A 13,805-nucleotide genomic window follows, 5' to 3' on the forward strand; every position below is an offset into this window, starting at 1 on the left:
CCGGCCGCGGCTCCGGATCAGCCGGAGGTGACCTTCACGCCGTCGACCACCCAGAACCAGTTGTTGCCCCCGGTGTACCGGAACCGGACCTGGGCGGTGGAGGCTCCGGCCGGGACCTTGAGTGCGATCGACTCGTTCACGGAGACGGTGTCCGAGGTGTACGTCTTGACGGAGACGGGTGCGGCGCCGTCGTAGGAGACGAGGACCTCGCCCTTCTGCGGGGCCTCCTGACGGTAGTGGGTGGTGTAGGCGAGGGTGGCGGTGCGGCCGCCGGTGACCGGCCAGGCGGGGCTGACCAGAGTGGAGTCGAAGGTGCCGGTGTAGCTCTTGTCGACCCATTCGTCGCCGTCTGCGACCGCGAAGACGTTCCGGGCCCGGACGTTGGTCTCGCGCCACTGGCCGCGCTCCGCGGCGGTCCAGAACTCGTCGGTGGTGAAGGTCCAGCCGCGCCATTCGGTGACGCCGCCGGTGCCCATCGCGCTGTTGTCGATGCTCCATCCGGCGGGCGGGGTGTGGGTGAAGCCGAGGACCGCGGCTCCGGTGCCCGTCTCGTCCACCCGGGTCTGCAGCTTCGGGCGCAGCGTGTCGAAGGCGTCGGGGGACGGCTGCTGGAGCGGGCGCCCGTCCAGGCCCCAGGCCGGGGCGATGGCTATGCCGAGGTGGGCGAGGGCGGAGGCGGCGACGTCCGGCATCTTGATGTCGTACCGGGTCGAGCCCGCGGTGATGCCACCGCCGGTCGCGATGAGGAAGGTCTGCCGCTCGGCCGCGCTGGCCCCGCCGTGGCCGCCCGCGTCGGTGTGCCCGTGGTCGGCGGTGATCATGATGAGCCAGTCCTCGGAGCCGTAGGTGGCCCGGCCCTTCACCGCCGCGACCAACTGGCCGACCTGGGTGTCGACGCCGTGGATCGCGGCCAGGTACTCGCTGCTGGCGGCGCCGTAGCTGTGGCCCGCGTGGTCGACGTTGTCGAGGTGGACGAAGACCGCGTCCCGGTTGCCGCCGGCCAGTTCCGCGGCGGCCCGGCTGGTGGTGCCGGTGTCGTACTCGGCGTCCGGGGTGGAGACCCGGGTGTCGACCTTCGAGGAGAAGATCGTGTCGGTGACCGGGTTCCAGGAGGCCACGGCATACGTCGAGAGCGCGGGCTTCGCCGTCTCGATCCGGGTCAGGAAGTCCGGGTACCGGTCGAAGGCGTTGCCGGTGAACTCGTTGTTCTTGACGTGGTGCTTGTCGGGCCAGACGCCGGTGATGATCGTGGACCAGCCGGGGCCGGACAGGGTGGGTGCCATCGGGTCGGCGTAGAGCGGGCTGACGGAGGTGAGTCCGGCGGCCATCAGCGCGTCGAGGTGGGGTGCGTCGGCGTCCTTGATTCTGTTCAGCAGGGCGCCGTCCAGGCCGATGACCAGGACCTTGGGGGTGCGGGCGGCAGCCGCACCGGCGACGCCCGCGGCGGCGAGCGGTGCGGCGGCGGCGAGGGCGGCCGCGCTCATGAGGAGTGTGCGGCGGGACATACCTGAGGTCACGAGATCCTCCGTCGAAGTGGTGGGGGCACACGGAAAACCCGTTCAACTCCCCGCTGGTCGACGAGGAGTTGAACTTGGGCCTAGACCCGTTATCTTTTCGCGATGATCCGCCGGAGGTCCAGACCCCTGCGGTGAATGATCCGGCAACGGTCAGCTGCCGGTGGCCGACTTCCAGGCGTCCACGTACGAGTCGAGGTTGGCCGCGATGTCCGACCAGTCCGGCTCGAAGACCTCGACCCCGTCCATCAGCTTCTTCAGCGCGACCGCGTTGGGGTCGCCCGCCTCGATGTCCTTGCGGGCCGCGAAGCCGCCGCCGACCGCGCTGACGTCCTGCTGGGCCTGCTCGCCGAGCATGAAGTCGAGCAGCTTCTTGCCGTTGGCGCTGTGCGGGGCCTTGGTGACCAGGCCTGCCGCGTACGGCAGGGCGAAGGTGGTGGGCTCGGCACCGGCCTTCGCGGGGAACCAGATGCCGAGGTTCGGCATGTCCTTGGACTGGGCGTAGTTCATCTGGACGTCACCGTTGGCGGCGAGGAGTTCGCCCTTGTCGACCTTGGGCGCGAGCTTGCCGGTGGAGGCGGACGGGCCGACGTTGTTGGCCTGGAGCTTCTTCAGGTACGCCATCGCCGGCTCCTTGCCGCCGAAGTCGTGCATGGCCTTGATGAGTACGGCGGTGCCGTCGCCGGCGACGCCGGGGGTGGAGTACTGGACCTTCTCCTTGTACTTCCCGTCGAGCAGCTCCTCCCAGGTGGCGGGCGGGGTCTTCAGCTCCTTCGTGTTGTGGATGAAGCCGAAGTAGTTGTTGACGACCGAGGTCCACTTGGAATCGGACGCCTTGTCGGCGCTCGCCACCTGCTCGGAGCCGGCCGGCTCGTACGCCTGGAGGAGCCCCTTGGAGTCGGCCTGCTGGATGAACGGCGGGAGGGTGATCAGCACGTCGGCCTGGGTGTTGGTCTTCTCGCGGACGGCGCGCTGCACCATCTCGCCGGAGCCGCCCTCCACGTACTCGACCTTGATGCCGGTCTTCTTCTCGAAGTCCTTGAAGACCTTGTCGTACCAGCCGTCGCCGTTCTCGCCCTTGAGGCCGTCGGCGCTGTAGACGGTGACGACCTTCGCGTCGGAGGCGGCGGAGGAACCGCCGCAGGCGGACAGCGAGGCGGCGAGGGCGAGCGCGATGGCGCCGGCGGCTACGGGCCTGAGGTGGTTCTTGCGCATGGGATTCGTATCTCCTGGAAAACGTGTCAGAGCGGGGGGAGGTCAGCGGTACGAGGCCCTGGTGCGGATGCGGGAGACCGCGAACAGCACGAGCAGCGTCGTCGCCATCAGGACCACGGCGACGGCGGCTCCGGTGAAGAGCGAGCCGCGGTCGGTGGCCGCGAAGATCTGTACCGGAAGGGGTGTCCAGTCCGGCGGGTAGAGCATCATCGTGGCGCTCAGCTCGCCCATGGAGAGGGCGAAGCACAGCCCCGCGGCCGCGGTGAGCGACGGCAGCAGGAGCGGCAGTCTGATGCGCCACAGGACGTACGCGGGCCGGGCGCCGAGGCTGGCGGCGGCCTGTTCGTACATCGGGTCGAGACGTACTGTCGCGGCCGAGACCGACGAATAGGCGAACGCCGTGACAAGAACGGTGTGCGCGAGGATCACGATCCAGCGCGTCCCGTTGAGCAGCACCGGCGGCCGGCTGAACGCGACGAGCACGGCGAGCCCGACGACGACCGACGGCACGGCCACCGGCAGCATGAACAGCGCGTCGAGGAACCGTTTCCCGCGCCGCCCCAGCGAGGCCGCGGCGAGCGCCGCCCAGGAGCCGACGAGCAGCGCGAGGAGGCTGGCGGTGACGGCGGTGACCAGGCTCGTGGTGAGCGCCTGGAGGGAGTCCCCGGCGGTCGCCGCGTCGTAGTGCTCCAGCGTGGGCCCGGAGGGGAACGCGCCGGACCAGTTCGTGGCGAACGAGGCGGCGAGGACGACCAGCAGCGGCACCGCGAACAGTGGGACGAACAGCAGCAGGAACACGGCCCAGGTGGCCCACTTCCCGGTACGGCTATGCACCAGCACGTCGGCTCACCACCCGGTACAGGCTGTAGAGGCCGACGGAGATCGCGATGTTGACGACGGCCACGACGCAGGCGGCCGGGTAGTCGGACTCCAGGATCGCCTTGCTGTAGACGAGCATCGGCAGGGTGGTGACGCCCTTCGCGCCGGTGAACAGCACGATGCCGAACTCGTTGAGGCACATCACCAGGACGAGGCTGCCGCCCGCCGCGAGCGCCGGGAGCGCCTCGGGCAGGATCACCTGGCGCACGATCCGGGCCGGTCCGGCGCCCAGCGAGGACGCCACCTCCAGTTGCGCGGTGTCGAGCTGGGAGAAGGCGGCGAGCAGCGGGCGCATCACGAACGGGGTGAAGTAGGTGATCTCGGCCAGGAGTACGCCCCACGGTGTGGTGAGGAAATGGAAGGGCCCGTCGGCCGCCCCGGTGGCCCCGGTCCACAGGCCGTTGGCCATCCCGGCGTTGCCGTAGATGAACAGCAGGGCGAGCGTGATCAGGAAGGACGGGAAGGAGAGGAAGACGTCGACGAACCGGGCGACGGCCTTGCCGCCGGGGAACGGTACGAAGGCGATGACCATGGCGAGGACGAAGCCGAGGACGAGGCACCCGACGGTCGCACCGGCCGCGAGCCACACGGTGGTGGTGAGCGCCGAGCGGAAGGAGGCGGAGGCGAAGACCTCGGTGTACGGGGCGAAGGAGGTACCGCCCTCGTCGGGGCTGAAGGACTGCCGGACGACGAGGAGGAGCGGGTAGAGGAACACGACGGCGAGCACGGCGACGGGGGGCATGGCCCAGAGGTTCCGGCTCGTCCGGCGTTTGAGGACGGACCCGCTGTCGGACGCGGCCGCCCTGACGTCCCCGGTCACGGCGCTAGCCATGGGACGCCCCCGCCCCGGCAGGCAGCAGCACCGCGTCCGCCGCCGCGAAGTGCAGCGTCACCGTGTTGCCCAGCGCAGGCGTCTCCCGCAGCTCCCGGACGTCCGCCTTGATCCGGTGCCCGTCGATGTCGACGTACAGCCGGTGGGTGGAGCCGCGCCACTGGACCTCGCAGATCGTGCCGGTCAGCGCGTTGGGGCCGGCGCCGAGCCCGACCAGGTGCGGCCGGACGCAGAGCGTGGCGGTGACGCCCTCGGCCACCTCGCCGGTGGGTACGGCGAGTGCGTGCCCGGCGAAGTCCACGGTGTCGCCGGTCTTCGTGACGGTGACCGGCAGCAGGTTGGCGTTGCCGACGAACGAGGCGGTGAACTCCGTGCGCGGGCGCCGGTACAGCTCCTGCGGGGTGTCGCAGTCCCGCAGCCGGGCCCGGTCCATGACGGCGATCCGGTCCGCGAGGGTGAGCGCCTCGACCTGGTCGTGGGTGACGTACAGGATGGAGACGTCGGGCAGTTCCCGGTGCAGCCGGGCCAGTTCGGTGAGCATCCCGGAGCGCAGCTGGGCGTCGAGCGCGGAGAGCGGTTCGTCGAGCAGCAGGACGCCGGGGCGGATGGCGAGGGCGCGGGCGATGGCGACGCGCTGCTGCTGGCCGCCGGAGAGTTCGCGCGGGTAGCGGCGGGCGTACCCGGCCATGCCGACGAGTTCGAGCGCCTCGGCGACCCGGCCCGGGATCTCGGACCTGTCGGCCTTCTGGGCCTTCAGGCCGAAGGCGACGTTGTCCTGGACCCGCAGGTGGGGGAAGAGGGCGTAGCTCTGGACGACCATGCCGATGCCGCGCTTGTGCGGCGGCAGGGCGGTGACGTCGCGGTCACCGATGAACACCCGCCCGGAGGCGGGCCGGACAAATCCGGCGACGGCGCGCAGGGCGGTCGTCTTGCCGGATCCGGAGGGCCCGAGCAGGGCCATGACCTCGCCGGGTTCGACGGTGAGGTCGAGGCCGTCCAGGACGGTGTTCCCGCCGTACGCGACGCTGACCCGGTCGAACCTGATGCCGCTGCGGACGGCCGTGGCCCCGCCCGTCACGCCTCGGCCCGCGCGATCAGGTCCGGCAGTTCGGCCACGGAGCCCAGCACGTGGGTGGCGCCGCTGCGGGTGAGCCGGTCCTTGTCGTGGGCGCCGGTGAGGACGCCCGCGACGATCCCGGCGCCGGAGCGTACGCCGCTGAGCATGTCGTACGAGGTGTCCCCCGCGACGACGGTCCGGCGGACGTCGTCCACCGCCCCGGTGCGCAGGAGCGCGGCGAGGACCATGTCCGGGTAGGGGCGGCCGCGGCCGCCCGCGTCGGCGGGGCAGAGGGTCAGCTCGACGAGGTCCTGCCAGCCGAGTGCGGTGAGGATCGCGTCCTGGGTGGTGCGGGCGAATCCGGTGGACAGGACCACGGTGCGGCCCTCGGTCCGGAGCCGCTCGATGGCCTCGGGGGCGCCGGGGACGGGGGCGATGAGGCCGCCGTCGACCAGTTGCCCGTACGCCTTCTCGAAGGCGGCGTTGGCCTGCTGGGCGAGGGCCTCCTCACCGAAGAGGTGCCGGAACACGGTGATCTTGGACTCGCCCATGGTGGCGCGGACGTAGTCGAGCTTCTCGGCGTGGTCGTCGGAGCCGGGCCGCACACCGAGGTGTTCTGCGGCGGTGGAGAAGGCCCGCTCGACGAGGCCGCCGTCGGCAACGGTGGTGCCCGCCATGTCGAGGACGATCAGGTTGTGGGTGCTGCGGGTGTCGCTCGCGCTGCGGGTGTTGTTCGTGCCGTGGGTGTTGTTCGTGGTCAACTTCTTCACCAGCCCAGTTCGTTGGCGGTCGTTTCTGCGATGGCGGGCGAGCAGGTCATACCGCGTCCGCCCGGTCCGGTGACCAGCCAGACGCCGTCCCGTACCTGCTGGCGGTGGACGACGCGGCCGGTGTCGGTGCACTGGGCGTAGACCCCGGCCCAGCGGCGGCGGATGCGCGGCAGCGGGCGGCCGAGGAAGGACTCGACGACCGCGGTGAGGTGCTCGTACGGCTCCTCGACGGTGTCGAAGGCGAAGGGGTGCTCGTACTCGTGGGTGTCACCGATGGTCAGTCCGCCGTCGCGGCGCTGCACCATCAGGAGCTGCATCCGGTGCTCCGCGGCGGTGGGGGCCTGGGGCTGTCCGGCGTTGAGGGCGTCGAGCGCCTCGCCCCGGTAGGCGGGGTAGTAGCGGAAGCTGTCGGCGTCCGCGACGGACGTGGTGAGCTTCTCGCCCAGTGCGTCGGTCTGCATCATCTGGAGGCGGACCCGGCGCACCGGCAGGTCGGGACCGGCCAGTTCGCGGACGAGCCCGCCGAGCCAGGCACCGGTGGCCAGGACGACGGCGTCGCCGGTGTGCACGTCGCCGTGGTCGTCGCGGACGGACGCGGCGCCGACCACCTCGCGCACCTCGCGGCCCCCGAGGTAGGTGTACCGGCCGGAGGCCAGCAGTTCCCGCTTCAGGGCGAGCTGGGCGGTGCGCGGTTCGACGGCCGCGTCCCGCTCGCACCACAGGGCGGCGCGGAAGTCGCCGCGCAGCGCCGGGTTGATCGCGCGGGCCTCTGCGGCGGTGAGCAGCTTGTAGCCGCGGGCGGCCGCGTCGGGGCGGGCGACGGCCGCCTCGGCCACCGCGGTCTCCCGGTCGGTCCGCAGCGGGGTGAGCGAGCCGCAGGCGCGGAAGCCCAGGTCCGGTACCCGCTCCCCGATGGACTCCCACAGCTCACGGGCGCGGAGCGCGGTCTCCAGCTCCTCGCCGCCGGCCCGGCCGCTGACCCATATCTGTCCGAAATTACGGAGTGACGCTCCGCGTGCCTCGCTCTCGCGCTCGATCTGTACGACCTCGTGGCCGCGGCTGACTGCGTGCCAGGCGTGCATGGTTCCCACCACGCCGGCTCCTACGACGATGACTCTCACGACGGCAACGCTCCTCGGGACGGGTGACCCGTACGGATCGGTACGGCAACGGGAGGGTGAACTGAGCCCCAAACTTGGCCTAGACCCGTTACGTTCCCGTTATCGGAGTGAGTCGATCTGCCGTCCAACCGTGTTACGTGTCGGGCCTGTCGGCCGTCAGCCGCGTCCGCTCAGGTGGGCGGTGAAGGAGAACCGGTCGCCGCGGAACAGGGTCCGCACCCGCTCCAGCGGCTGCCCGCCCGCGTCCCGCGAGACCCGGTGGATCAGCAGCATGGGCAGCGCGGGCGGCGTGCCGATGAGCAGCGCCTCGCGCGGGGTGGCGAGCACGGTCTCGATCCGCTCGTCCGCGTCACCGAAGGAGATCCCGAGCCGGTCGTGGAGGTAGGCGTAGAACGACGAGTCGGGGTCGAACTCCCCCGCCAGGTCCGGCATCCGGGCCACGCTGACGTACGTGCTCTCCAGGCCGACCCGGTCGTCGTCGGCGAGCAGCACCCGCTCCAGGTGCCAGACCGGCTCCCCGCGCTCCGCCCCGATCTCGGCGGCGAGCGCCTCCGGGCAGGGGAAGCGTTCCAGTCCGATGAGATGGCGTCCCGGGGTGCGGCCCTGCCGGCGTACGCCCTCCGTGTAGCTGGCGAGGGAGAGCGGCTGCTCCAGCTTGGGGCCCGCGACCACCGTGCCCCGGCCCTGCCGGGCGAGGCGCCCCTCCAGGAGCAGTTCGCGCAGCGCCTGGCGCACGGTCTCGCGCGACACCCCGTAGCGCAGGGCGAGATCGCGCTCCGGCGGGAGCATGCCGCCCTCGCCCAACTCCTCGATGAGGGCGGATACATGGGCCTTCACGGCGTAGTACTTGGGAATACGGCCGTGCTCCGGGATGCCGGAGCGGATCGGTGCGCCAGGTGCCTGGTCGTGCGGGTAGTCCACGGCTCGATGGTGGCAGACGGACATGAACACCGGTCGACGCTCCGGCACTCGGCGGCCGGAAGTCGGCGCCGGAACGTCAGCGCCGGGACCTCACCGGCGGAAGTCAGCGGCGGAATGTCAGCGCCGGGACGTCACCGGCGGGCGCGGCGCGTCCGGCGCGACCAGACCACCATCGCTCCGCCGCCGATCAGGAAACCGGAGACGGTGAGGACCGGCCGGGGCAACGCCACGGGGATACCGGTCCTGGCCAGCTCCGGGACCCCGGCCGGGTCCCGGCCGGGTGCGACGGGGCGCGGGGTGCCGGTGGCGGCGCCACTGGGGCGCGGGCTGGGCCGGGTGCCGTCGGGGAGGCGGCCGGGCTCCTCGGCCGTGCCGTCGTTCTCCCGGCCGGTGCCGTCGCTCTCGTGGCCCTTGCGGACCTCGCCGGTGCCGTCGTTCTCCCGGCCGGTCCCGTCCCTGTCCACGCCCGCCCCGCCGCCGTCCTCGACCACGGTGAACACGTAGTCCTCCGACTCACCGACCCACTCCCCGTCGCTGCCCTTCGGTGCCGTACCCGTCTCGCCCGTGCCGCTGTCACCCGTGGCGCGGTCGCTGCCGCCGCCCGCCGGGTGCTTGCGCTGGACGATCGCGGCGTTGGCGGTGATCCGGCCGGGGCCGGTGTCGGAGGTGAACGCGAGCCGGACCTGGACGGTGACGGTGCGGCCGGCGGGCACGGTGAAGCCCTCGAAGGCGTCGTCGCCGGTGCCGCCGAAGACGCCGATGTGCTCGTTCCGGTCGGTCGTCTCCCAGGTGACACGGTGTTCCACGTCCGGGTGGGCGCGCTCGGAGAACTTCAGCTGGATCTGGTCCGAGGTCAGCTTGCGGTCCTCGTCGGTGAGGACCAGGACCGGGTGGATGGACCGGCAGGCCCGTGAGGTGGTGTTGGTCAGGTCCAGGAACCAGGTGCCGTAGCCGCCGCCGGACGCGTAGGTGTCGGGGCCGCCGTGGATCCGGGTGTCGATCGGGAAGTCGGCCGCCTCCGGATCACCGCAGGCGGGCTGCTGCTCGGCCGCGACAGCGGTGACGGCGGCCGGTGCGCCGGCCGCGGAGGCCTGCCCCGCGGCCGAAGCCGCCAGGGCGGAGGTCAGCGGAGTGGCCGGGGTCGCGGCCGGATTGCGCTGCGGCGCCGCGGACGCGTTCGCCGCTCCGCCGAGCACGACGGCGGGGACGACACTGGCCGCGGCCAGCCCGAGCACCAGCCCGTGCCGGGGCCGCCCCGTGGGCCCGGACGGGGGCGGCGGCGCGGGGTGTTCCGGGGGTGTGGCGGGCGGGGGCGGTGTGGCGGGCATGAGGGCGGCCTTCGCTGTTCGCGGAAACGGTCGGCTCGCCCCGGACCCGGAGTCCACCGGCATGGACCCGCGACGCTGCCACGCCCTTCGGGGCGTCCGCGTGCAGACATGCCGAGGGGCCGCCCGGCCGGCGGCGCGGAACCCCTCGATCAGCCGAGCCGCGCCGGCTCCGCCCCCGTTCGGAGTCCCTCACCGCCCCGTTCAGGTTCCCTCACCGCCCCGTTCGGGTCCCCGCCCCGTTCGGGTTCCCTCACCCGTCCCGCTCCGCGTCGTTGCCGCCGACGCGGCCGAACAGCGGGGCCAGGACCAGTTGCGCCGCCCCCTCGGCCACCGGCCGGTCGCCTCCGCCGGCGGTGACGTCCGGTACCGGCTCCCCGCCCACGCCGCCGCGCCGGGCCCGCTCGTCGAGCACCGCGCGCACGCCTCGTACGTACGCGTCGGGCTCTGCCGCGATGGTGCGTCCGCCCAGCACCACCCGGTCGATGTCGAGCAGCGCGACCAGGTTCGCGGCGCCGGTGCCGAGCACCCGCGCGGCCTCGGCCACATCGCCGCGGGCCACCGCCGCCAGGCAGAGCGCCTCGATGCAGCCGCGCCCGCCGCAGCCGCACCTCGGACCGTCCAGCTGGACTGTCTGATGGCCGAACTCACCGGCTCCGGTACGGGCCCCCCGGTGCAGCGCCCCGCCGAGGACCAGCCCCGCGCCGAGCCCGGTCCCGAGGTGGAGGTAGGCGAAGTCGGCCGGACCCGGTTCCTGGAGGGCGAGCCCGAGGGCGGCGGCGTTGGTGTCCTTGTCGATGACGACGGGCAGCCCGGTCCGCGCGGTGAGCGCGTCCCCGAGCCGGTAGCCGTCCCACTGCGGGAATCCGGTGACGCGGTGCAGCACCCCGTCCCGGTGGTCGAGCGGCCCCGGCACCGCCGCGCCCACGCCGAGCACCGGCCCGGCGCCGTCCCCGCGCACCTGCGCCACCGCCCCGGCGGCCGCCGCGACCACCTCGTCGGCCGGGGCGCCGAAGTCCAGCGGAGCCGTAGCGCTCGTGACCACGGTGCCCGCGAGGTCGACGAGCACCACGCTCAGCCCGTCGCGGTCCAGGTGCAGCCCCACCGCGTGGCCGGCGTCGGGCACCAGACGCAGCACGGTCCGGGGCTTGCCGCCCGTGGAGGCGCGGTGGCCCGCCTCCGTGGCCAGCCCCTCGGCCCGCAGCCGTGCGGTGATCTTGCTGACGGCCTGCGGGGTGAGCCCCGTCCGCTCGGCCAGTTCGAGCCGGCTGATCCCGCGCTCGCCCGCGACCCGCAGCAGGTCCAGCACGAGCGCCGCGTTGTGGCCCCGCAGCGTCGGCAGGTTGGCGCCGCTATTACTCCTGTTCACAGACCCATTGTCGCTGCCGCTTGCACTTTGGCAACAGCGTTGCCAAAGTGGAACGCATGACTGCCCACGCGACTCACGAGACCTCCGGCACGTCCGGGACCCCCCTGCGCGTCGGACTCGTCGGCTACGGCCTGGCGGGTTCCGTCTTCCACGCCCCGCTGATCGCCGCGACCGACGGCCTCGTCCTGGACACGGTCGTCACGTCGAACGAGGAGCGGCGGGAGCAGGCCCGCGCCGAGTTCCCCGGCGTGCGGTTCGCCGCCTCGCCGGACGAGCTGTGGCAGCGGGCGGACGAGCTCGACCTGATCGTGATCGCGTCGCCGAACAAGACGCACGTCCCGATCGCCGCCGCCGCGATCAGGGCCGGTCTGCCGGTGGTCGTGGACAAGCCGATCGCCGGTTCGGCCGCCCAGGCGCGGGAGCTGGCGGCCCTGGCCGAGGAGCACGGGGTGCTGCTCTCGGTCTTCCAGAACCGCCGCTGGGACAACGACTTCCTCACTCTGCGCTCACTGCTCGCGGACGGCGCGCTGGGCGAGGTGCAGCGCTTCGAGTCCCGCTTCGAGCGGTGGCGGCCGCAGCCGAAGGGCGGCTGGCGCGAGTCGGGCGACCCGCAGGAGATCGGCGGGCTGCTGTTCGACCTGGGCAGCCACGTCGTCGACCAGGCGCTGGTCCTGTTCGGTCCGGCGGTGCGGGTGTACGCGGAGTCGGACGTGCGCCGCCCGGGTGCGGCGGCCGACGACGACACGTTCGTGGCGATCACGCATGCGAACGGGGTCCGCTCGCACCTGTACGTCAGCGCGACGACGGCCCAGCTCGGCCCGCGTTTCCGGGTGCTCGGCTCCACCGCCGGCTATGTGAAGTACGGCCTCGACCCCCAGGAGGCGGCCCTGCGCGAGGGTGCCCGCCCGTCGGCGGACGAGCCGTGGGGCGTGGAGGCCGAGGAGCTGTGGGGCCGCCTCGGCTCGGGCGAGTCCCCGCTCACGGGCGGCGGGGCCCCGGTCCGTACGGTGCCGGGCGACTACCCCGCGTACTACGCGGCGGTCACCGACGCGCTGCGCGGAAAGGGCGAGAATCCGGTGACCGCGCTCCAGGCGGCCGCGACCCTGGACGTCCTGGAGGCCGCCCGCCGCTCGGCCCGCGAAGGCGTGACCGTAACCCTGCCCACGAACGAGGAGCAGCCCGTATGAACCCCACCGCTCCGACCATCTCCGAGCTGATCGCGCAGGAGCGCAGGCTGACGCTGCCGCATTTCGGCTACGACGACGCGTACGCGCTCGGCGGCCTGCTCGTCGCCCTGGCCCGGGAGCGGCACGCACCGGTCGCGATCGACATCCGGCGCGGGGCGCAGCAGCTGTTCCACGCCGCGCTGCCGGGTTCGAGCGCGGACAACGACGCCTGGATCGACCGCAAGCGCAGGGTCGTCGAGCGCTACGGAGAGAGCTCCTACCTGGTCGGAACCCGGTTCCGGGCCAAGGGGACGACGTTCGACGACGCCTCGCGGCTGAACCCGGGCACGTACGCCGCGCACGGCGGCTCGTTCCCGATCTCCGTCGAGGGCGCGGGCGTCATCGGCTCGGTCACGGTCTCGGGCCTGCCCCAGGCGGAGGACCACGCGCTGGTGGTGGAGGCCCTGGAACAGTTCGCGACAACGATCGGCGGCTGACCGACCGGAGGGGTGGAGGCTGCCAGCAGCAGCCCCCACCCCTCCGACCTTTGAACGAGCCGAGCCCGGTTCAATCAAGCCGAGCCCGGCAGAGCCAAGCCCGTCCGGCGATTGAGGACGTCTTCTCAGCCCGTCCGGCGATTGAGGACGAAGCGGCCCCGGGCGCACCCGGACCCAACCCCGCCCCCACCCCCTACGCCCCCTTCAGCTCCTGCCGCTGCCGCCCGAGCCCCGCGATCTCCAGCTCCACCACATCCCCCGCCCGGAGATACGGCTTGGGCTCCGGCTGCCCCATGGCCACCCCGGCCGGCGTCCCGGTGTTGATCACGTCGCCCGGGTACAGGGTCATGAAGTGGCTCAGGTAGCGCACGACCTCACCGACCGGGAAGATCTGCTCGGCCGTCGTACCGTCCTGCTTCAGCTCACCGTTGACCCAGAGCTTCAGCGGCAGCGCCTGCGGGTCGGCGACCTCGTCGGCCGTCACCAGCCAGGGACCCAGCGGGTTGAACGTCTCGCAGTTCTTGCCCTTGTCCCAGGTGCCGCCGCGCTCGATCTGGTACTCGCGCTCGGAGACGTCGTGCGCGACCGCGTACCCGGCGACGTGGGCGAGGCCCTCCTCGGCGGAGTCCAGGTAGCGGGCGGTGCGGCCGATGACGACCGCGAGCTCGACCTCCCAGTCGGTCTTCACGCTGCCGCGCGGCACCAGCACCGTGTCCTCGGGGCCGACGACGGTGTCCGGCGCCTTGAAGAACAGGATCGGCTCGGCCGGTATCTGCGCGCCGGTCTCCGTGGCGTGGTCGTGGTAGTTCAGCCCGATGCACACGATCTTGCCGATCCGGGCGAGCGGCGGACCCACCCGCAGCCCCTCGGCGTCGAGCACCGGCAGCTCGCCGGGCGCGGCCGCGGCCGCCCGGACCCGGGCCAGCGCGTCCTCGTCGGCGAGCAGCGCGCTGTCGATGTCGGTGACGACTCCCGACAGGTCACGCAGGGTGCCGTCCTCATCAAGCAGCGCCGGTCGTTCCGCGCCTGCCGTACCCACACGAAGCAGCTTCAACGGTCTGTCTCCCCTTGGTCGAGATCGGGCCCGTCGGATGGGTTGCGGCCATCGCAGGCTTGTCCGATCCTCCAAGACATCCGAT

At 72.6% G+C, this 13,805-nt stretch carries 13 protein-coding genes; 2 read left to right on the top strand and 11 right to left on the bottom strand.

The genetic code is table 11. The features are described 5' to 3' along the window. Window positions 1-17 precede the first annotated feature (17 nt). From OG892_RS13770 to OG892_RS13815, 10 genes are all read right to left on the bottom strand, one after another. Window positions 18-1,505: an alkaline phosphatase family protein gene (locus OG892_RS13770; protein WP_371631632.1), complete on the bottom strand. Its 1,488-nt coding sequence runs from the start codon at window positions 1,503-1,505 to the stop codon at window positions 18-20. Window positions 1,506-1,667: 162 nt separating this feature from the next. Continuing rightward, on the bottom strand, window positions 1,668-2,729 hold the full coding sequence (locus OG892_RS13775) for a 2-aminoethylphosphonate ABC transporter substrate-binding protein (RefSeq protein ID WP_328866961.1): 1,062 nt from the start codon (window positions 2,727-2,729) through the stop codon (window positions 1,668-1,670). A gap of 42 nt (window positions 2,730-2,771) precedes the next feature. Beyond that, on the bottom strand, window positions 2,772-3,569 hold the full coding sequence (locus OG892_RS13780) for an ABC transporter permease (RefSeq protein WP_073738282.1): 798 nt from the start codon (window positions 3,567-3,569) through the stop codon (window positions 2,772-2,774). Next, a complete protein-coding gene (locus tag OG892_RS13785) occupies window positions 3,556-4,440 on the bottom strand; it encodes a 2-aminoethylphosphonate ABC transporter permease subunit (protein ID WP_371629302.1) in 885 nt (294 codons plus the stop codon). Before OG892_RS13785 ends, OG892_RS13780 begins: the two co-directional genes overlap by 14 nt. Beyond that, window positions 4,433-5,518: an ABC transporter ATP-binding protein gene (locus OG892_RS13790; protein WP_073738280.1), complete on the bottom strand. Its 1,086-nt coding sequence runs from the start codon at window positions 5,516-5,518 to the stop codon at window positions 4,433-4,435. The genes OG892_RS13785 and OG892_RS13790 overlap by 8 nt, the downstream gene beginning before the upstream one ends. Then, a complete protein-coding gene (locus OG892_RS13795) occupies window positions 5,515-6,174 on the bottom strand; it encodes an HAD family hydrolase (RefSeq protein WP_242436859.1) in 660 nt (219 codons plus the stop codon). The genes OG892_RS13790 and OG892_RS13795 overlap by 4 nt, the downstream gene beginning before the upstream one ends. A gap of 89 nt (window positions 6,175-6,263) precedes the next feature. Further along, window positions 6,264-7,388: a TIGR03364 family FAD-dependent oxidoreductase gene (locus OG892_RS13800; RefSeq protein WP_371629303.1), complete on the bottom strand. Its 1,125-nt coding sequence runs from the start codon at window positions 7,386-7,388 to the stop codon at window positions 6,264-6,266. Window positions 7,389-7,544: 156 nt separating this feature from the next. Continuing rightward, window positions 7,545-8,309 (bottom strand): GntR family transcriptional regulator, encoded by a 765-nt coding sequence (locus tag OG892_RS13805; protein ID WP_073738384.1) that lies wholly within the window; start codon window positions 8,307-8,309, stop codon window positions 7,545-7,547. Window positions 8,310-8,440: 131 nt separating this feature from the next. Continuing rightward, complete coding sequence (locus OG892_RS13810) at window positions 8,441-9,637, bottom strand: hypothetical protein (RefSeq protein WP_371629304.1); 1,197 nt, start codon at window positions 9,635-9,637, stop codon at window positions 8,441-8,443. Between the two features lie 250 nt (window positions 9,638-9,887). Continuing rightward, entirely contained in the window at window positions 9,888-11,003 is a 1,116-nt protein-coding gene (locus OG892_RS13815) for an ROK family protein (protein ID WP_371629305.1), read from the bottom strand. 56 nt (window positions 11,004-11,059) lie between these two features. Between OG892_RS13815 and OG892_RS13820 the strand changes: the two genes are divergently transcribed. Next, window positions 11,060-12,190 carry a Gfo/Idh/MocA family oxidoreductase gene (locus OG892_RS13820; protein WP_371629306.1) on the top strand — a complete coding sequence of 377 codons (1,131 nt, stop codon included), beginning with the start codon at window positions 11,060-11,062 and terminating at the stop codon, window positions 12,188-12,190. Continuing rightward, on the top strand, window positions 12,187-12,666 hold the full coding sequence (locus tag OG892_RS13825; RefSeq protein ID WP_024490964.1) for a heme-degrading domain-containing protein: 480 nt from the start codon (window positions 12,187-12,189) through the stop codon (window positions 12,664-12,666). Before OG892_RS13820 ends, OG892_RS13825 begins: the two co-directional genes overlap by 4 nt. 193 nt (window positions 12,667-12,859) lie before the next feature. On the opposite strand, the gene OG892_RS13830 is transcribed toward OG892_RS13825, so the two are convergent. Further along, window positions 12,860-13,720, bottom strand: coding sequence for a fumarylacetoacetate hydrolase family protein (locus tag OG892_RS13830; protein ID WP_073738275.1), 861 nt, complete (start codon window positions 13,718-13,720; stop codon window positions 12,860-12,862). Window positions 13,721-13,805 lie beyond the last annotated feature (85 nt).

This window comes from Streptomyces sp. NBC_00341 (assembly GCF_041435055.1).
In the GTDB taxonomy this organism is placed as follows: domain Bacteria; phylum Actinomycetota; class Actinomycetes; order Streptomycetales; family Streptomycetaceae; genus Streptomyces.

What these genes read in the sequence shown, in the direction of transcription:
- OG892_RS13775 (WP_328866961.1), bottom strand. Translation starts at nt 2,729, where the DNA reads ATGCGCAAGAACCACCTCAGGCCCGTAGCCGCCGGCGCCATCGCGCTC.
- OG892_RS13825 (WP_024490964.1), top strand. Translation starts at nt 12,187, where the DNA reads ATGAACCCCACCGCTCCGACCATCTCCGAGCTGATCGCGCAGGAGCGC.
- OG892_RS13820 (WP_371629306.1), top strand. Translation starts at nt 11,060, where the DNA reads ATGACTGCCCACGCGACTCACGAGACCTCCGGCACGTCCGGGACCCCC.
- OG892_RS13795 (WP_242436859.1), bottom strand. Translation starts at nt 6,174, where the DNA reads ATGGCGGGCACCACCGTTGCCGACGGCGGCCTCGTCGAGCGGGCCTTC.
- OG892_RS13785 (WP_371629302.1), bottom strand. Translation starts at nt 4,440, where the DNA reads ATGGCTAGCGCCGTGACCGGGGACGTCAGGGCGGCCGCGTCCGACAGC.
- OG892_RS13770 (WP_371631632.1), bottom strand. Translation starts at nt 1,505, where the DNA reads ATGTCCCGCCGCACACTCCTCATGAGCGCGGCCGCCCTCGCCGCCGCC.
- OG892_RS13810 (WP_371629304.1), bottom strand. Translation starts at nt 9,637, where the DNA reads ATGCCCGCCACACCGCCCCCGCCCGCCACACCCCCGGAACACCCCGCG.